The sequence below is a fragment of the Pseudomonas sp. ES4 genome (assembly GCF_050586665.1).
GTDB classification, from domain to species: Bacteria; Pseudomonadota; Gammaproteobacteria; order Pseudomonadales; family Pseudomonadaceae; genus Aquipseudomonas; species Aquipseudomonas frederiksbergensis.
Genome location: NZ_JBOBDO010000007.1, coordinates 24,147 through 40,911, shown reverse-complemented (window position 1 = coordinate 40,911; position 16,765 = coordinate 24,147). Strand labels below are relative to the sequence as shown.

The window sequence follows — 16,765 nt, the reverse complement described above, 5'->3', positions numbered from 1 at the left end:
AGGATCTTTCTACTCAGGAGTTCACATGTCGTTATCCATTGGTATCTCAAACGCTGCAGGCGTCACCATTGGTGGCAAATCCGCCGCTACGATCCGAGCTTTGAATGACGCCACCGTAGAGGCTGCCGACAAAGCGCTGGGCACAATGGAAGGCGATGGTAATCAAGTCAAGACTGGCCCTTTGGGGTTGGATAAAAGCACGGGCGCGCAGACCGAAACCCCAGACGAGAGCAACCAGAGTGTGGCGGTGAAAGTCCTGCTCAAACGCATGCAAGAGCTACAACAGCAACTGCGCGAGCAACAGCAACAATTAGCCGCAGCGCAGGCGGCGTCTTATCCGACACCGGAAGCCAAGGCCACTGTGGTCATGGCATTTCAAGGACAGATTGCCGACACCAATGGGGCGTTGTTGGAAGTGTCCGCGGCCCTGGTCAAGGAACTGGCCAAGGGTTCCAGCACCGGAACGGTGGTCAACACCACGGCATGACTTGAATGCCCGGCTTTTGCCAGCCAGTTCAAATAAATGGTCCTCTCTGCTCGTTGACAAATGTCGGCAGGGTTCGCATAGTTCGGTCTCGCAAACGTTTGCGCGGTGCTCGTGGTGGTTATCCATCTGTGAGCGCAATGAAGCCTACGCCAGCGCAAGCGTTGCTCAAAATAATCATAAGATCGGAGTGAACCCATGAAGCTGCCATTCGCTGGACGTCTTCTCGCTGTCGCTATGCTGGCTGCCGCATCCGTCGCGTTACCCGTCTCTTCGGCCTTCGCCGAAACGCCTGAAAAACCCAAAGTCGCATTGGTCATGAAATCCCTGGCCAATGAATTCTTCCTGACCATGGAAGACGGCGCCAAGGCCTATCAGAAAGACCACTCCGGCGATTTCGAGCTGATCTCCAACGGCATCAAAGACGAAACCGACACAGCTGGCCAGACACGCATCGTCGAGCAAATGATTCTGGCCAAGGTCAATGCGCTGGTCATCGCGCCGGCTGACTCCAAGGCCATGGTTCCGGTGATCAAGAAAGCCATCGATGCCGGTATCACCGTGATCAACATCGACAACCAGCTGGACCCTGCTGTGGTCAAAAGCAAAAACATCACTGTACCGTTCGTAGGCCCGGATAACCGCAAAGGCGCGCGTCTGGTGGGCGAGTACCTGGCCAAGCAACTGAAGGCCGGAGACGAAGTCGGCATCATCGAAGGCGTTTCAACCACCACCAACGCACAGCAAAGAACCGCAGGCTTCAAGGATGCGATGGAAGCGGCGCAGATCAAGGTCGTCTCTTTGCAGTCTGGTGACTGGGAAATCGACAAGGGCAACAAAGTGGCTGCCTCGATCCTCAGCGAGTACCCGCAAGTCAAAGCCCTGCTGGCCGGCAACGACAGCATGGCCGTCGGCGCAGTATCTGCCGTGCGTGCAGCGGGCAAGGCCGGCAAGGTGCAAGTGGTCGGTTACGACAACATCAACGCCATCAAGCCAATGCTCAAGGATGGCCGTGTCCTGGCCACCGCTGACCAGTTTGCGGCCAAGCAAGCCGTGTTCGGCATCGAGACTGCGCTGAAGATCATCAAGGGTGAAAAAGTCGACAGCGGCACCAATGGTGTGATCGAAACTCCGGTAGAGCTGGTTACCAAGTAGTCCTTCTGGCGACACAACGGTGCTCGCCCGTCGGGGCGAGCGCATGGAGAGTTTTTATGTCAGTTTCCGCCCCGAACGCTGTCCTCTCGGTCAGCGGTATCGGTAAGACCTACGCCCAACCGGTCCTGACCGGCATCGACCTGACGCTGATGCGCGGTGAAGTGCTGGCGTTGACCGGCGAAAACGGCGCGGGGAAAAGCACGCTGTCGAAGATCATCGGCGGGCTGGTCACGCCGACCACCGGCCACATGCAATTCCAGGGGCAGGATTACCGCCCCGCAAGCCGCGCTCAGGCCGAAGACCTCGGCATTCGCATGGTGATGCAGGAGCTCAATCTGTTGCCGACCCTGTCGGTGGCGGAAAACCTGTTTCTCGACAACTTGCCCAGCAATGGCGGCTGGATCAGTCGCAAGCAATTGCGCAAGGCGGCGATCGAAGCGATGGCCCAGGTCGGCCTCGACGCGATTGACCCGGACACGCTGGTGGGCGAATTGGGCATCGGTCACCAGCAAATGGTGGAGATCGCCCGCAATCTGATCGGCGATTGCCACGTGCTGATCCTCGACGAACCGACCGCGATGTTGACCAATCGTGAAGTCGAGATGCTGTTCGAGCAGATCACTCGCCTGCAAGCTCGCGGCGTGTCGATCATCTATATCTCGCACCGTCTCGAAGAACTGGCGCGGGTCGCTCAGCGTATTGCGGTACTGCGCGATGGCAACCTGGTTTGCGTCGAGCCGATGGCCAATTACAACAGCGAGCAACTGGTAACGCTGATGGTCGGTCGTGAACTCGGCGAACACATCGATATGGGCCCGCGCAAGATCGGCGCTCCAGCCTTGACGGTCAACGGGCTGACCCGTTCCGACAAGGTTCGCGATGTGTCCTTCGAGGTGCGCGCCGGCGAGATCTACGGGATTTCCGGCTTGATCGGGGCAGGGCGCACTGAGTTGCTGCGCTTGATCTTCGGTGCCGATAAAGCGGACAGCGGCACGGTTGCACTCGGCTCGCCAGCACAGGTTGTCAGTATCCGGTCGCCGGCTGACGCGGTCGGTCATGGCATCGCCTTGATCACCGAAGATCGCAAGGGCGAAGGCCTGCTGCTGACCCAGTCGATCAGCGCGAATATTGCCTTGGGCAATATGCCGGTGATTTCCAGCGCGGGCATTGTCAACAAGGGTGACGAGATGGCGCTGGCCCAGCGTCAGGTCGACACCATGCGCATCCGCAGCTCCAGCCCGACGCAATTGGTGTCGGAACTGTCCGGCGGCAATCAGCAGAAAGTCGTGATCGGCCGCTGGCTTGAGCGTGATTGCTCGGTAATGCTGTTCGACGAGCCAACGCGTGGCATCGATGTCGGCGCCAAGTTTGACATTTACGCCTTGCTCGGTGAGCTGACCCGTCAAGGCAAAGCGCTGGTGGTGGTGTCCAGCGACCTGCGTGAGCTGATGTTGATCTGCGACCGCATCGGCGTGCTCTCGGCGGGACGTCTGATCGACACCTTCGAGCGTGACAGCTGGACCCAGGATGATTTGCTTGCCGCCGCGTTCGCCGGCTACCAAAAACGTGACGCGTTGCTCAACGAAGCAGCGCCTAGGGATCTCGCATGAATACTGCAGTGACTGCCGGCAAACGTAGTGGCAACTTTTATGGCCTCGGTACCTATCTGGGACTGGCCGGTGCCTTGCTGGCAATGGTTGCGCTGTTCTCGGTTCTGAGCAGCCATTTCCTGTCCTATGACACTTTCAGCACCCTGGCCAACCAGATTCCGGACTTGATGGTGCTGGCGGTCGGCATGACGTTCGTGTTGATCATCGGCGGCATCGACCTGTCGGTGGGTTCGGTGCTTGCGCTGGCGGCGTCAACGGTCAGCGTGGCGATTCTCGGTTGGGGTTGGAGCGTGCTGCCTGCGGCGCTGCTCGGAATGGCGGCGGCAGCGCTGGCCGGGACCATCACCGGTTCGATCACTGTGGCATGGCGGATTCCGTCGTTCATCGTGTCCCTCGGCGTGCTGGAAATGGCCCGTGGCGTGGCGTATCAGATGACCGGGTCGCGCACGGCCTACATCGGTGACGCCTTCGCCTGGTTGTCCAACCCGATCGCCTTTGGCATCTCGCCGTCGTTCATCATTGCCTTGCTGATCATCTTCATTGCCCAGGCAGTGCTGACGCGTACCGTGTTCGGTCGCTACCTGATCGGCATCGGCACCAACGAAGAGGCGGTGCGTCTGGCAGGGATCAATCCGAAGCCCTACAAGATTCTGGTATTCAGTCTGATGGGGCTGCTGGCCGGTATTGCCGCGCTGTTCCAGATTTCCCGTCTGGAAGCGGCGGATCCGAATGCCGGCTCCGGGCTGGAGCTGCAAGTGATCGCCGCGGTCGTGATCGGCGGCACCAGCCTGATGGGCGGTCGCGGTTCGGTCATCAGTACGTTCTTCGGGGTTCTGATCATCTCCGTATTGGCGGCCGGTCTTGCGCAGATCGGCGCGACTGAACCCACCAAACGCATCATCACCGGCGCAGTGATCGTGGTGGCGGTGGTGCTTGATACTTATCGCAGTCAGCGCGCAAGCCGGCGGACCTGAGACATGGCAACAATCAAGGATGTGGCAGCGCTCGCGGGGATTTCCTACACCACGGTTTCCCACGTAGTGAACAAGACCCGGCCGGTGAGCGAAGAGGTGCGGGTCAAGGTTGAGGCCGCGATCAAAACCCTCGACTACGTGCCCAGCGCCGTGGCCCGGTCCCTCAAGGCCAAAACCACGGCGACCATCGGACTGCTGGTGCCCAACAGCCTCAACCCGTACTTCGCCGAACTGGCGCGCGGCATCGAGGATTACTGCGAGCGTAATGGCTACTGCGTAATTCTCTGTAACTCCGATGACAACCCGGACAAGCAGCGCAGTTACCTGCGCGTGCTGCTGGAAAAGCGCATCGACGGGCTGATTGTCGCTTCGGCGGGCGGTGACGCGGGGCTGGCGGAGGGCCTGGCGGGCGTGCGCACGCCGATGGTGATCGTCGACCGTGGACTGGAAGGTGTGAATGCCGACATGGTGCGGATCGATCACGAATACGGCGCCTATCTGGCAACCCGCCACCTTCTGGAATTGGGGCACCGGGACATCGCAACCATTGGTGGCCCGGCGAGTACCAGTGTGGCGCAGATGCGTCTGGCCGGTTATTGCCGTGCCCTGAAAGAGGCAGGTGTCGAAGTAGCACGCGAGCGCATGCTGGAAAGCGACTTCACCAGTACTGGCGGTTACAACACTGCCGCGATCCTGCTGGAAAACAACCCGCCCAGCGCAATCTTTGCCGGTAACGACATGATCGGTATTGGTGTGCTGCGAGCGGCGGCCGAGCGCAATATTCGCGTGCCGACGGAACTGTCGGTAATCGGCTTCGACGATATTCAAATGAGCCGCTATGTGTACCCGGCGCTGACCACCGTGGGGCAGTCGATCCTGCAGCTCGGCGAGATGGCGGCCGAAGTGCTTTTAAGAAGAATCGCCACGCCGGACATGGCCACCGATCAACGGATCGTGACGCCCAGTATTGTCCTGCGGGAGTCGACTGCGCCGCTGGCCGGCGTGTTCGCCCAGTTCCGTTGAAATAGAAAGCCGCAAAATCAACAGCACCGCTGAAACAGAATTGATGAGTAGTGACGCATGCCAGCAAAAGTAGTGGTTATCGGCAGTCTGAACATGGACCTGGTCACCCGGGCGCCACGGCTGCCCCGTGGTGGTGAAACGCTGATCGGCGAGTCGTTTGCCACGGTTTCCGGTGGCAAGGGCGCGAATCAGGCAGTTGCCGCGGCGAGACTGGGGGCGCAGGTGTCGATGGTTGGTTGCGTGGGCAGCGATGCCTACGGCGAACAATTGCGCGGGGCGCTGTTGGCTGAGCAGATCGATTGCCAAGCGGTCAGCACCGTCGACGATTCCAGTGGCGTAGCGTTGATCGTGGTCGATGACAACAGCCAGAACGCAATCGTGATCGTTGCCGGTGCGAACGGTGCGCTGACTGCAGAGGTAATTGATCGTTTCGACGCCGTGTTGCAGGCGGCGGACGTGATCATCTGCCAGCTGGAAGTCCCGGATGCCACGGTCGGTCATGCGCTCAAGCGCGGCCGTGAGTTGGGCAAGACCGTGATCCTCAACCCGGCGCCGGCCAGCCGTCCGCTGCCGGCGGAATGGTACGCGTCCATCGATTATCTGATTCCCAATGAAAGCGAAGCTGCGGCACTGAGTGGTGTGCCAGTGGATTCCCTGGCATCTGCCGAAACCGCTGCATCCCGGCTGATCTCGTTGGGCGCCGGCAAGGTCATCATCACCCTCGGTGCTCAAGGTTCGCTGTTTGCCAACGGCAAAGGCTTCGAGCACTTCCCTGCGCCGAAGGTGAAAGCTGTCGATACCACGGCGGCTGGCGACACCTTCGTCGGTGGTTTCGCCGCTGCGCTGGCGGCTGGCAAAAGCGAAGCCGACGCGATCCGTTTCGGCCAGGTCGCCGCCGCGCTGTCGGTGACCCGTGCTGGCGCGCAACCCTCGATTCCCAACTTGTCCGACGTACAGGCCTTTAACGCACCATGAAAAAGACCCCTTTGCTCAATGTCGCGTTATCGCGGCTGATCGCCTCCCTGGGCCATGGCGACATAGTAGTAATTGGCGACGCGGGTCTGCCGGTGCCGCCAGGCGTTGAGCTGATTGACCTGGCCCTGACCCACGGTATCCCGGACTTCGTCAGCACATTGAAGGTTGTGCTCAGCGAAATGCAGGTCGAGAGCCATGTATTGGCCCATGAGATCCTGGGCAAAAAGCCTTCGGCATTGGCAACGCTCGATGAGCTGAATGCCGACGGTGCGCTGGGTCGGCGTGAGCTGCTCAGTCATGACCAGTTCAAAGTCCTCAGCCGACAGGCACGGGCGATTGTTCGTACGGGCGAATGTCAGCCGTACTGCAACATCGTGCTGGTGGCAGGGGTTACGTTCTAACTCGCTGTTGTCTTTCTGTTGTCCCACGCACAAGGAGTGCGCTATGTACCGCTATGCTCAGAAACTGCACCACCTGCTCCGGAGTTTGCTGCTTTTGTCCCTGATTACCGCAACAAGCGCCCAGGCGGCGGAAAAGATCGACTTGATCATCGACACCGACCCGGGTGCCGATGACGTGGTTGCCTTGCTGTTTGCGCTGGCATCGCCGCAAGAGCTGAACATTCGTGCGCTGACCACCGTCGCCGGCAATGTGCGTCTGGACAAGACTTCGCGTAATGCGCGACTGGCCCGCGAGTGGGCGGGACGCGAGGAGGTGCCGGTCTACGCGGGCGCTCCGAAGCCGCTGATGCGTACGCCGATCTATGCCGAGAACATCCATGGCAAGGAAGGACTTTCGGGCGTCACCGTACATGAGCCGAAAAAAGGCCTGGCCCAAGGCAATGCGGTCAATTACCTGATCGACACTTTGAAAGCCGCCAAGCCCCACAGCATCACTATCGCCATGCTCGGTCCGCAGACCAACCTGGCCCTGGCGCTGATCCAGGAACCTGAGATCGTTCAGGGCATCAAGGAAGTGGTGATCATGGGCGGGGCGCACTTCAATGGTGGCAACATTACTCCGGTGGCTGAGTTCAACCTGTTCGCCGACCCACAGGCTGCAGAAGTGGTGTTGAAAAGCGGAGTGAAGCTGACCTACCTGCCGCTGGACGTAACCCACAAGATTCTCACCAGTGACGCGCGTCTTAAACAGATCGCGGCTATCAACAACAATGCCAGCAAGCTGGTGGGCGATATTCTCAATGAGTACGTCAAAGGCGACATGGAGCACTACGGCATTCCGGGTGGCCCGGTGCATGACGCGACGGTCATCGCCTACCTGCTCAAGCCGGAGCTGTTCACCGGTCGCTCGGTGAATGTGGTGGTTGATAGTCGTGAAGGCCCGACGTTCGGCCAAACCATCGTCGACTGGTATGACGGCTTGAAAGCGCCGAAAAACGCTTTCTGGGTAGAAAGTGGCGACGCCCAGGGCTTCTTTGACCTGCTGACCGAGCGTCTGGCTCGCCTGAAGTAAGCCATATACCCGCAGGTGCCAGCCTGCGGGTTTTACCTTTACTCGCTATCTATCAGGCCAATAAAGTCGGCAGGGTACTTCTCGAATACCTGTGCGATGAATATCTGGGCGGCTTGGGTTCCCAATTCCTTGACTAATAGATCGATACCAATGATCGCCAACTCTTCCGGACTGCCCGGGCTGTAAGAGCTGTGGCCCTGGGGCCACTTGGCTTTGATGTCGGCGTCGATGCTTACGGTGGTCATGATGGCGCTCGTGAAGTCGGGAAAGTCTGAGTGTCGAGTAAACCATTTTGGGCTGCTTTTGACACTCCGACTTAGGCATGAGGGGAGGGCTATGCGACACTTGGTCTTTGACGATTTTTCAAGGACTGTGCTGTGCAGATCGATTTGAACACTCCTGACGGCTTGACCCTTGAGGCGGTGCGTCAGCTGCTGGCCTCTTCCAGCGACGATGAGCACACTCAATTGCGAGTCACCAAGGGCGGCATCGCCTACATTTCGTCAGGCGTTGTAGGCGGTACTGATATCAGTGGACTGTTGTTTCGTCTGGAGACGTGGGCCAAGGGTTCCGGTTATGTAGGATTGGTCGCGGCCAGTGACGAGGTATGGGTCATGCAGATTTTCAACGCGCTGAAAGAGAACTGGCCGATTCCGCCGTTTGACTACATTGACGTCTATTGAGCGCTGTTCATATTCAGTCACGATTGAGTGGTAAACGGCAGGGCAATGCTCAGGCAAACTCGCCGCGTGTCCCAATAGAGGGCAGGGTGCTAGTACTCTCCGTGAAACAAAACGCCAGATTGGCGGTCGCACGATCTCAGCTTAACTATTGAAAAAGGAGGCTTCATGCCTTGGAAGCTCGCGTCATTGGGTACTTTGTTCGCCGTTGCCATGTTGGCCGGTTGCAGCACTACCTCCACCGAGTCGACAACAGACCCTGTCACCACGACTGACACGGGCCACAGCCGTTGTGAGGCAAAAGCTGCCGAATTCACCATTGGCAAAAAGGCTTCGCCTGAACTGCTGGAGCAGGCACGCACTCGCGCAGGTGCGCAAAATGCACGGTTCCTCTTGCCCACCGACATGGTGACCCTGGAGTACCGCTCCGATCGTCTTAACCTGAACACCGATGCCAGCCGGGTTGTGACCCGAGTCAACTGTGGCTGATCATTTCGCGCTTTTGTTTCGCCCATAAAAAACCCCGTCACATGGACGGGGTTTTTTTAGTGCGCCAGAAACTTACTCTGGGCGAACTTGTGCAGCTTGCATACCCTTTTGGCCTTTCTCAGCCACGAAGGAAACGGTTTGGCCTTCTTTCAGGCTTTTGAAACCGTCGCTTTCGATAGCTTTGAAGTGTACGAACAGGTCGTCACCGCCACCTTGAGGAGTGATGAAGCCGAAGCCTTTTTCATCGTTGAACCATTTAACGGTGCCGGTTTGGCGATTAGACATGGTGTATCTCCAAGAAACATATATTTTCAGTAGTGCTGTGCTGCTCAGGCCAACTGGGCACACCGGGGTATCATAGTCGAAATGTTCGCTTTGGGAGCCCCCCGGACGTGCTGTTTGCCCAGCAGTCGCGTTCCGTTTGCTGCTTGATGTAGCTGAAAGCCCCGTTTTACAAGGCTTTCAGCCGAAAGTAAAGACGATAAAAAAACCTGTAAAACCTGCATAAATTGTACGAAAAATCGGTTTTCAGAGGCTTTTTACTGTCGTTGCAGGCGAAAAAAGCGCTCTGTCGGGCTTATTTTTTCGCTTTGTTTTCGGCTTTACACGACGAGATTTGGGTCAATGCTTTTTGTTTCAGGGCATCACTGGCAGTGTTGTCCATCAGGGACTGAATGTCTTTGGCAGGGTACGACTTGATCGCATCGGCGCCGCAAGCGCAGTGAGACTTCGCTGCAGCAGCTCCGATCTGTGGCGTAGCTGCTTCTGTGCACTGAGCCATGTATTTCTCGCGTTCGCCCTTCGGCCAATCGGCATGGGCGGCCAGTGGCAGCAGCAAAACGATAGGGGCGACTACTGCGAATAAACGTTTCAGATGCATGCTGGGATGCTCCTTGTGGGTCAATGTCTTGTTATCTGAGGGGTAAAACAGGGTTCTAGTTCAGCACTCTGGCATAAAATTGCCCGATTCGCCCCAAGACAAAGCCTCGGCGCATCGACGACCGTTCATCTGTGCTAGCATGCCTGCCTCGGGCGTTTGCAGGCTCCGGATGGCCTTCAGTCCCGGTAGCGGCAAATGTGCGAATAACCCTGATTTGAATCCCAGTCACTCTGGTTCGGTTTTCCGGTTGGCCGCAAGGCTCCTGCCGCTGTAAGGCAGGCGTTCGTCATTGAATGGCCTGGATCGGATCTTGTACTGGCTCATCCCAACCCACGTGACCTTTGGTAGGGGTCACCACTAGGAGAGGAGGCGCCATGCCAACTATTACTCTTCCCGACGGCAGTCAACGTTCATTCGATCACCCGGTATCCGTAGCCGAGGTCGCTGCATCCATTGGTGCAGGCCTGGCCAAAGCCACCGTGGCCGGCAAGGTCGATGGCAAGCTGGTCGACGCCAGCGACATCATCGGCAGCGACGCTACGCTGCAAATCATTACGCCAAAGGATGAAGAGGGGCTGGAGATCATTCGCCACTCTTGCGCCCACCTGGTTGGCCATGCGGTCAAGCAGCTGTACCCGACGGCCAAGATGGTCATCGGTCCGGTCATCGACGAAGGCTTCTATTACGACATCGCCTTCGAACGTCCTTTCACTCCGGACGACCTGGCCGCCATCGAACAGCGCATGCAGCAGCTGATCGAAAAAGATTACGACGTGATCAAGAAAGTCACTCCGCGTGCCGAAGTGATCGAAGTGTTCAAGGCCCGCGGTGAAGACTACAAACTGCGCCTGGTCGAAGACATGCCGAACGAACAGGCCATGGGTCTGTACTATCACGAAGAATATGTCGACATGTGCCGCGGTCCGCACGTGCCTAACACGCGCTTCCTGAAATCCTTCAAGCTGACCAAGTTGTCCGGCGCCTACTGGCGTGGCGATGCCAAGAACGAGCAATTGCAGCGCGTTTACGGCACGGCGTGGGCAGACAAAAAGCAGCTGGCGGCTTACATCCAGCGCATCGAAGAAGCCGAGAAGCGCGATCACCGCAAGATCGGCAAGCGTCTGGGTCTGTTTCACACCCAGGAAGAGTCGCCGGGCATGGTGTTCTGGCATCCGAACGGCTGGACTCTGTACCAGGTGCTCGAGCAATACATGCGCAAGGTTCAGCGCGACAACGGTTACCTGGAGATCAAAACTCCGCAGGTCGTTGACCGCAGTCTGTGGGAGAAGTCCGGGCATTGGGCCAACTACGCCGACAACATGTTCACCACGCAGTCGGAAAACCGTGACTACGCCATCAAGCCGATGAACTGCCCTTGCCACGTGCAAGTGTTCAATCAGGGCCTGAAAAGCTACCGTGAACTGCCAATGCGCCTGGCCGAATTCGGTGCTTGCCATCGTAATGAGCCATCGGGCGCACTGCACGGCATCATGCGTGTGCGCGCGTTCACTCAGGACGACGCCCACATCTTCTGCACTGAAGAGCAGATGCAGGCCGAATCCGCTGCGTTCATCAAGCTGACCATGGACGTTTATGCCGACTTCGGCTTCAAAGACGTCGAGATGAAGCTGTCCACTCGTCCGGAAAAACGCGTCGGTTCCGACGAATTGTGGGATCGCGCCGAAGCGGCCCTGGCTGCAGCCCTTGATAGTGCTGGCCTGCCGTACGATCTGCAGCCGGGCGAGGGTGCGTTCTACGGTCCGAAGATCGAATTTTCGCTGAAAGATTGCCTTGGTCGCGTCTGGCAGTGTGGTACCCTTCAGCTCGATTTTAACCTGCCTGTCCGTCTGGGAGCCGAATACGTCTCTGAAGATAACAGTCGCAAGCACCCGGTTATGTTGCACCGGGCGATCCTTGGCTCCTTCGAACGTTTCGTCGGAATCCTGATCGAGCACTACGAGGGTGCATTCCCTGCGTGGCTGGCTCCGACCCAGGCAGTGATCATGAATATCACTGATAAACAGGCTGATTTCGCCGCTGAGGTTGAAAAAACTCTCAACGAAAGCGGATTTCGTGCCAAGTCTGACTTGAGAAATGAAAAGATCGGCTTTAAAATCCGCGAGCATACTTTGCTCAAGGTTCCTTATCTCTTGGTTATCGGAGATCGGGAAGTCGAGATGCAGACTGTCGCTGTGCGTACTCGTGAAGGTGCTGACCTGGGCTCGATGCCCGTCGCCCAGTTCGCCGAGTTCCTCGCTCAAGCGGTTTCCCGGCGTGGTCGCCCAGATTCGGAGTAATTACTATTAAGCGTGAAATGAGACAAGATAAACGAGCTGCACCGAAGGCCCCGATCAACGAGAATATCTCGGCACGCGAGGTTCGGTTAATTGGGGCTGAAGGTGAACAGCTTGGGATTGTGTCAATTGAAGACGCGCTTCTTAAGGCTGAAGAGGCCAAACTGGATCTGGTGGAAATTTCCGCCGATGCAGTACCCCCTGTTTGCAAACTGATGGACTACGGCAAATCGATCTTCGAAAAGAAGAAGCAGATTGCCGCGGCCAAGAAAAACCAGAAGCAGATTCAGGTTAAAGAAATCAAGTTTCGTCCAGGGACGGAGGAAGGGGATTACCAGGTAAAACTGCGCAACCTGGTACGTTTCCTGAGTGATGGGGACAGGGCCAAGGTATCCTTGCGATTCCGCGGCCGTGAGATGGCCCACCAGGAGCTGGGGATGGAACTCCTCAAGCGAGTTGAAGGTGACTTGCTCGAGTACGGTTCGGTCGAACAGCATCCTAAGATGGAAGGACGCCAGCTGATCATGGTCATCGCCCCGAAAAAGAAGAAGTAATCAATAGGGCACGGCAGGCCTTCTGATTATGTTTATCAACTGAATGCGGAGTATCCGAACATGCCAAAAATGAAAACTAAAAGTGGTGCTGCTAAGCGGTTTCTGAAAACTGCTAACGGTATCAAGCACAAGCACGCTTTCAAGAGCCACATCCTGACTAAAATGTCGACCAAGCGTAAGCGTCAACTGCGCGGTAGCAGCTTGCTGGCACCGTGTGACGTGGCAAAAGTCGAGCGCATGCTGCGCCTTCGTTAATTTAGTCAAGAATAGAGGAAGTAACTCATGGCTCGTGTAAAGCGTGGCGTCATTGCCCGTAAACGTCACAAAAAAATTCTGAAACTTGCTAAAGGCTACTACGGCGCTCGCTCGCGCGTATTCCGTGTTGCCAAGCAAGCGGTAATCAAGGCAGGCCAATACGCCTACCGTGACCGTCGTCAGAAAAAACGTCAGTTCCGCGCTCTGTGGATCGCTCGTATCAACGCTGGTGCACGTATCAACGGTCTGTCCTACAGCCGTTTCATTGCCGGCCTGAAAAAAGCGTCCATCGAGATCGACCGTAAGGTTCTGGCTGATCTGGCAGTGAACGAAAAAGCGGCGTTTGCTGCGATTGTCGAGAAAGCTAAAGCCACCTTGGCTTAAGTACCCCCGACAGTCACCCGGTCTCATCTCTGTGGGGTCAGGTGTTAAACGTCATAAATAGGGGAAGAGCCTTCAAGCTCTTCCCCTATTTTGTATCTGGAGTCTGTACATGGAAAACCTGGATGCGCTCGTCTCTCAAGCACTAGAGGCTGTGCAAAGCGCTGAAGATATCAATGCCCTGGAGCAAATCCGGGTTCACTACCTTGGCAAAAAGGGTGAATTGACTCAGGTGATGAAGACCCTGGGGAATTTGCCGGCAGAAGAACGTCCGCAAGTCGGCGCGCTGATCAACGTTGCCAAGGAGCGTGTCACAGAGGTTCTCAATGCGCGCAAGGCACTGTTTGAAGAGGCCGACCTGGCCGCCAAACTGTCTGCCGAGTCCATTGACGTGACCCTGCCTGGCCGTGGCCAGACCTCGGGTGGTCTGCATCCGGTCACACGCACTCTGGAACGAATCGAGCAGTTCTTCACCCATATCGGCTACGGCATTGCCGAAGGCCCTGAGGTTGAAGACGACTATCACAACTTCGAAGCACTCAACATCCCAGGCCATCACCCGGCCCGGTCGATGCATGACACCTTCTATTTCAATGCCAACATGTTGCTGCGCACCCATACCTCGCCGGTACAGGTCCGCACCATGGAATCGAAACAGCCGCCGATCCGCATCGTCTGCCCAGGCCGTGTGTACCGTAGCGACTCCGATATCACCCACTCCCCGATGTTCCACCAGGTCGAAGGCCTGCTGGTCGACCGTGATATCAACTTCGCTGACTTGAAAGGCACCATCGAAGAGTTCCTGCGCGTGTTCTTTGAAAAAGAACTGGCCGTGCGTTTTCGCCCTTCGTACTTCCCGTTCACAGAGCCATCCGCCGAAGTCGACATGGAATGCGTGATGTGCAGCGGTAAAGGCTGCCGCGTCTGCAAGCAGACTGGCTGGCTGGAAGTGATGGGCTGCGGCATGGTTCACCCGAATGTGTTGCGCATGTCCGGGATCGACCCGGAAGAGTTCTCGGGCTTTGCCTTCGGCATGGGCGTTGAGCGTCTGGCCATGCTGCGTTACGGCGTGAACGACTTGCGTCTGTTCTTCGACAACGACTTGCGGTTCCTCGCGCAATTTCGCTAGTCGTAACGAATTCTTAGGAGAGCAGGATGAAATTCAGTGAACAATGGCTGCGTGGCTGGGTAAGCCCGCAGGTAAGTCGTGACGAGCTGGTTGCTCGTCTGTCGATGGCCGGTCTTGAGGTCGATAGCGTTACGCCGGCCGCCGGCGAATTCACCGGTGTGGTAGTGGGCGAGGTGCTGAGCACCGAGCAACACCCGGACGCCGACAAGTTGCGCGTTTGCCAGGTCAGCAATGGCTCGGAGACTTTCCAGGTCGTGTGCGGTGCGCCAAACGTGCGCCCGGGCCTGAAGATCCCGTTCGCCATGATCGGTGCCGAACTGCCAGGTGACTTCAAAATCAAGAAAGCCAAGCTGCGGGGCGTTGAGTCCAATGGCATGCTGTGCTCGCAAGCCGAGCTGCAAGTCGGTGAAGGCAACGATGGCCTGATGGAATTGCCGGCCGATGCGCCAGTGGGTCAGGACATTCGTGAATACCTGAGCCTGGACGACGCCAGCATCGAGGTCGATCTGACCCCGAACCGCGGTGACTGTCTGTCCTTGGCCGGTCTGGCCCGTGAAGTCGGCGCGCTGTACGCCGCTGAAGTCACCCGCCCGGTGGTTGCTGTAGTGCCGGCCGTGCACGACGAAGTGCGTTCGATCGAAGTGCTGGCGCCAGCCGCTTGCCCGCGTTACTTGGGTCGTGTGATCCGTAACGTTGACTTGTCCAAACCAACGCCGCTGTGGATGGTCGAGCGTCTGCGTCGTGGTGACGTGCGCAGCATCGACGCTGCCGTCGACATCACTAACTACGTGATGCTGGAGTTGGGTCAACCACTGCATGCCTTTGATCTCGCCGAAATTAATGGCGGCATCCGCGTACGCATGGCTGAAGAAGGCGAGAAGTTGGTACTGCTCGATGGTCAGGAAGTCAGTCTGCGTAGCGATACGTTGGTGATTGCCGACCATACCCGCGCCTTGGCCATCGCCGGCGTGATGGGTGGCGAACACAGTGGTGTCAACACTGCGACTACTCGCGATGTATTCCTGGAAAGCGCGTTTTTCGATCAGATTGCTGTTGCTGGCAAGGCCCGTTCCTACGGGCTGCACACCGATGCCTCGCACCGCTATGAGCGTGGCGTGGATTGGCAACTGGCCCGTGAAGCCATGGAGCGTGCCACCGGCTTGCTTCTGGATATCACTGGTGGCGAAGCTGGCCCGATCATCGAAACCGTCAGCGAGCAGCACCTGCCGTCGATTGCGCCAGTTACCCTGCGGGCGCAACGCATCACTCAGATGCTGGGTATGGAAATGGATTCGGCCGAAGTCGAGCGACTGCTCAGTGGCTTGGGTCTGAAGGTTTCTGCCGATGGAGCAGGGCAGTGGCGCGTAGAAGTGCCAAGCCATCGCTTCGACATCAGCCTGGAAGTCGACCTGATCGAGGAGCTCGCCCGTCTGTACGGTTACAACCGTCTGCCAGTTCGTTACCCGCAAGCTCGTCTGGCGCCGCAGGCCAAGGCTGAAGCACGGAGCGATCTGCCTGAACTGCGTCGTCTGCTGGTAGCCCGTGGTTATCAGGAAGCGATCACCTACAGCTTCATCGATCCAAAACAGTTTGAACTGTTTAATCCAGGTGTCGAGCCACTGTTGTTGGCCAACCCGATTTCGAACGACATGGCCGCCATGCGCTCATCTTTGTGGCCAGGCCTGGTCAAGGCGCTTCAGCACAACCTGAACCGTCAACAGGATCGCGTGCGCCTGTTCGAAAGCGGCCTGCGTTTCGTCGGTCAGCTGGAAGGCCTGAAGCAAGAGCCGATGCTGGCAGGTGTTGTTTGCGGTAGTCGTTTGCCGGAAGGTTGGGCGCAAGGTCGCGATGTAGTGGACTTCTTCGACGTCAAAGCCGATGTGGAAGCGGTGCTGGGCTTTGCCGGGGCGCTTGATTCGTTCACTTTCGTACCAGGTAAACACCCTGCGTTGCACCCGGGTCAAACCGCTCGTATTGAGCGTGAAGGTCGTTTGGTCGGTTTTGTCGGCGCTATCCATCCCGAATTGTCTAAAACCCTCGGTCTTGACCGCCCAGTCTTCGCCTTCGAGCTCGTTCTTGCGGAAGTGGCATTGGGTAAAATGCCTAAATTCCAGGAGTTATCGCGCTTTCCTGAAGTGCGTCGTGATCTTGCACTGATCGCCGAAAAAGACGTCGCAGCCAGTGCAGTACTGGACGTAATCCGTGAAAATGCAGGGGAATGGCTGACGGACCTCAGGCTATTTGACGTATATCAGGGTAAAGGCATTGATCCTGATAGAAAAAGCCTTGCAGTCGGCTTGACCTGGCAGCATCCATCGCGCACTCTTAATGACGATGAGGTGAATACCACGACGCAAAACATCCTCACCTCGCTCGAACAAAGGTTGAACGCCACGTTAAGGAAGTGAC

Annotated in this window: 19 protein-coding genes; 16 read left to right on the top strand and 3 right to left on the bottom strand. The window is 57.4% G+C overall.

Annotated elements, in window-relative coordinates; genetic code table 11:
• The first annotated feature begins 25 nt into the window (after positions 1-25).
• The 8 genes from ACQ4OB_RS10550 (at position 26) to ACQ4OB_RS10515 (ending at position 7,694) form a co-directional block, all read left to right on the top strand.
• Positions 26-487, top strand: coding sequence for a hypothetical protein (locus tag ACQ4OB_RS10550; protein ID WP_430955649.1), 462 nt, complete (start codon positions 26-28; stop codon positions 485-487).
• Positions 488-682: 195 nt separating this feature from the next.
• Positions 683-1,639, top strand: coding sequence for a sugar ABC transporter substrate-binding protein (locus ACQ4OB_RS10545; protein ID WP_282483140.1), 957 nt, complete (start codon positions 683-685; stop codon positions 1,637-1,639).
• Positions 1,640-1,695: 56 nt separating this feature from the next.
• Entirely contained in the window at positions 1,696-3,249 is a 1,554-nt protein-coding gene (locus ACQ4OB_RS10540; protein ID WP_430955648.1) for a sugar ABC transporter ATP-binding protein, read from the top strand.
• Positions 3,246-4,223 carry an ABC transporter permease gene (locus tag ACQ4OB_RS10535; protein ID WP_008145645.1) on the top strand — a complete coding sequence of 326 codons (978 nt, stop codon included), beginning with the start codon at positions 3,246-3,248 and terminating at the stop codon, positions 4,221-4,223. Before ACQ4OB_RS10540 ends, ACQ4OB_RS10535 begins: the two co-directional genes overlap by 4 nt.
• Before the next feature lie 3 nt (positions 4,224-4,226).
• A complete protein-coding gene (locus ACQ4OB_RS10530; protein ID WP_102615203.1) occupies positions 4,227-5,246 on the top strand; it encodes a LacI family DNA-binding transcriptional regulator in 1,020 nt (339 codons plus the stop codon).
• A gap of 57 nt (positions 5,247-5,303) precedes the next feature.
• Positions 5,304-6,221: a ribokinase gene (gene rbsK, locus ACQ4OB_RS10525; protein WP_074875303.1), complete on the top strand. Its 918-nt coding sequence runs from the start codon at positions 5,304-5,306 to the stop codon at positions 6,219-6,221.
• On the top strand, positions 6,218-6,622 hold the full coding sequence (rbsD, locus tag ACQ4OB_RS10520) for a D-ribose pyranase (RefSeq protein ID WP_074875305.1): 405 nt from the start codon (positions 6,218-6,220) through the stop codon (positions 6,620-6,622). Before rbsK ends, rbsD begins: the two co-directional genes overlap by 4 nt.
• A 43-nt stretch (positions 6,623-6,665) precedes the next feature.
• On the top strand, positions 6,666-7,694 hold the full coding sequence (locus tag ACQ4OB_RS10515) for a nucleoside hydrolase (RefSeq protein ID WP_074875307.1): 1,029 nt from the start codon (positions 6,666-6,668) through the stop codon (positions 7,692-7,694).
• A 38-nt stretch (positions 7,695-7,732) separates the two neighbouring features.
• Here the strand turns inward: ACQ4OB_RS10515 and ACQ4OB_RS10510 are convergent, their stop codons facing one another.
• Complete coding sequence (locus tag ACQ4OB_RS10510) at positions 7,733-7,939, bottom strand: hypothetical protein (protein WP_074875309.1); 207 nt, start codon at positions 7,937-7,939, stop codon at positions 7,733-7,735.
• Positions 7,940-8,071: 132 nt separating this feature from the next.
• Between ACQ4OB_RS10510 and ACQ4OB_RS10505 the strand changes: the two genes are divergently transcribed.
• Both ACQ4OB_RS10505 and ACQ4OB_RS10500 read left to right on the top strand, forming a co-directional pair.
• Complete coding sequence (locus tag ACQ4OB_RS10505; RefSeq protein ID WP_102615202.1) at positions 8,072-8,377, top strand: hypothetical protein; 306 nt, start codon at positions 8,072-8,074, stop codon at positions 8,375-8,377.
• Between the two features lie 165 nt (positions 8,378-8,542).
• Positions 8,543-8,863: an I78 family peptidase inhibitor gene (locus ACQ4OB_RS10500; RefSeq protein ID WP_074875314.1), complete on the top strand. Its 321-nt coding sequence runs from the start codon at positions 8,543-8,545 to the stop codon at positions 8,861-8,863.
• A gap of 72 nt (positions 8,864-8,935) precedes the next feature.
• On the opposite strand, the gene ACQ4OB_RS10495 is transcribed toward ACQ4OB_RS10500, so the two are convergent.
• Both ACQ4OB_RS10495 and ACQ4OB_RS10490 read right to left on the bottom strand, forming a co-directional pair.
• Entirely contained in the window at positions 8,936-9,148 is a 213-nt protein-coding gene (locus ACQ4OB_RS10495) for a cold-shock protein (protein WP_003179963.1), read from the bottom strand.
• Positions 9,149-9,440: 292 nt separating this feature from the next.
• Complete coding sequence (locus ACQ4OB_RS10490; protein WP_074875316.1) at positions 9,441-9,743, bottom strand: hypothetical protein; 303 nt, start codon at positions 9,741-9,743, stop codon at positions 9,441-9,443.
• A gap of 374 nt (positions 9,744-10,117) precedes the next feature.
• Here ACQ4OB_RS10490 and thrS point away from each other — a divergent pair, with 374 nt between their 5' ends.
• The 6 genes from thrS to pheT all read left to right on the top strand — a co-directional run bounded on the left by thrS (position 10,118) and on the right by pheT (position 16,764).
• Positions 10,118-12,040, top strand: a complete 1,923-nt coding sequence (gene thrS / locus ACQ4OB_RS10485; protein ID WP_008145656.1) for a threonine--tRNA ligase — start codon at positions 10,118-10,120, stop codon at positions 12,038-12,040.
• Positions 12,040-12,591: a translation initiation factor IF-3 gene (gene infC, locus ACQ4OB_RS10480; protein ID WP_169857083.1), complete on the top strand. Its 552-nt coding sequence runs from the start codon at positions 12,040-12,042 to the stop codon at positions 12,589-12,591. Before thrS ends, infC begins: the two co-directional genes overlap by 1 nt.
• A 60-nt stretch (positions 12,592-12,651) precedes the next feature.
• Positions 12,652-12,846: a 50S ribosomal protein L35 gene (rpmI, locus tag ACQ4OB_RS10475; RefSeq protein ID WP_008145659.1), complete on the top strand. Its 195-nt coding sequence runs from the start codon at positions 12,652-12,654 to the stop codon at positions 12,844-12,846.
• A 27-nt stretch (positions 12,847-12,873) separates the two neighbouring features.
• Complete coding sequence (rplT, locus tag ACQ4OB_RS10470) at positions 12,874-13,230, top strand: 50S ribosomal protein L20 (RefSeq protein WP_007905879.1); 357 nt, start codon at positions 12,874-12,876, stop codon at positions 13,228-13,230.
• A 109-nt stretch (positions 13,231-13,339) separates the two neighbouring features.
• Entirely contained in the window at positions 13,340-14,356 is a 1,017-nt protein-coding gene (pheS, locus tag ACQ4OB_RS10465; protein WP_007905876.1) for a phenylalanine--tRNA ligase subunit alpha, read from the top strand.
• Positions 14,357-14,382: 26 nt separating this feature from the next.
• Positions 14,383-16,764, top strand: a complete 2,382-nt coding sequence (pheT, locus tag ACQ4OB_RS10460) for a phenylalanine--tRNA ligase subunit beta (RefSeq protein WP_102615201.1) — start codon at positions 14,383-14,385, stop codon at positions 16,762-16,764.
• Position 16,765 lies beyond the last annotated feature (1 nt).

Excerpts from the sequence above, each read along its gene's own strand:
- ACQ4OB_RS10535 (WP_008145645.1), top strand. The coding sequence starts at position 3,246 with ATGAATACTGCAGTGACTGCCGGCAAACGTAGTGGCAACTTTTATGGC.
- ACQ4OB_RS10500 (WP_074875314.1), top strand. The coding sequence starts at position 8,543 with ATGCCTTGGAAGCTCGCGTCATTGGGTACTTTGTTCGCCGTTGCCATG.
- ACQ4OB_RS10515 (WP_074875307.1), top strand. The coding sequence starts at position 6,666 with ATGTACCGCTATGCTCAGAAACTGCACCACCTGCTCCGGAGTTTGCTG.
- ACQ4OB_RS10530 (WP_102615203.1), top strand. The coding sequence starts at position 4,227 with ATGGCAACAATCAAGGATGTGGCAGCGCTCGCGGGGATTTCCTACACC.
- ACQ4OB_RS10510 (WP_074875309.1), bottom strand. The coding sequence starts at position 7,939 with ATGACCACCGTAAGCATCGACGCCGACATCAAAGCCAAGTGGCCCCAG.
- rpmI (WP_008145659.1), top strand. The coding sequence starts at position 12,652 with ATGCCAAAAATGAAAACTAAAAGTGGTGCTGCTAAGCGGTTTCTGAAA.
- ACQ4OB_RS10545 (WP_282483140.1), top strand. The coding sequence starts at position 683 with ATGAAGCTGCCATTCGCTGGACGTCTTCTCGCTGTCGCTATGCTGGCT.
- ACQ4OB_RS10490 (WP_074875316.1), bottom strand. The coding sequence starts at position 9,743 with ATGCATCTGAAACGTTTATTCGCAGTAGTCGCCCCTATCGTTTTGCTG.
- pheS (WP_007905876.1), top strand. The coding sequence starts at position 13,340 with ATGGAAAACCTGGATGCGCTCGTCTCTCAAGCACTAGAGGCTGTGCAA.
- rbsD (WP_074875305.1), top strand. The coding sequence starts at position 6,218 with ATGAAAAAGACCCCTTTGCTCAATGTCGCGTTATCGCGGCTGATCGCC.
- ACQ4OB_RS10540 (WP_430955648.1), top strand. The coding sequence starts at position 1,696 with ATGTCAGTTTCCGCCCCGAACGCTGTCCTCTCGGTCAGCGGTATCGGT.
- ACQ4OB_RS10495 (WP_003179963.1), bottom strand. The coding sequence starts at position 9,148 with ATGTCTAATCGCCAAACCGGCACCGTTAAATGGTTCAACGATGAAAAA.
- thrS (WP_008145656.1), top strand. The coding sequence starts at position 10,118 with ATGCCAACTATTACTCTTCCCGACGGCAGTCAACGTTCATTCGATCAC.
- ACQ4OB_RS10550 (WP_430955649.1), top strand. The coding sequence starts at position 26 with ATGTCGTTATCCATTGGTATCTCAAACGCTGCAGGCGTCACCATTGGT.
- rbsK (WP_074875303.1), top strand. The coding sequence starts at position 5,304 with ATGCCAGCAAAAGTAGTGGTTATCGGCAGTCTGAACATGGACCTGGTC.
- rplT (WP_007905879.1), top strand. The coding sequence starts at position 12,874 with ATGGCTCGTGTAAAGCGTGGCGTCATTGCCCGTAAACGTCACAAAAAA.
- pheT (WP_102615201.1), top strand. The coding sequence starts at position 14,383 with ATGAAATTCAGTGAACAATGGCTGCGTGGCTGGGTAAGCCCGCAGGTA.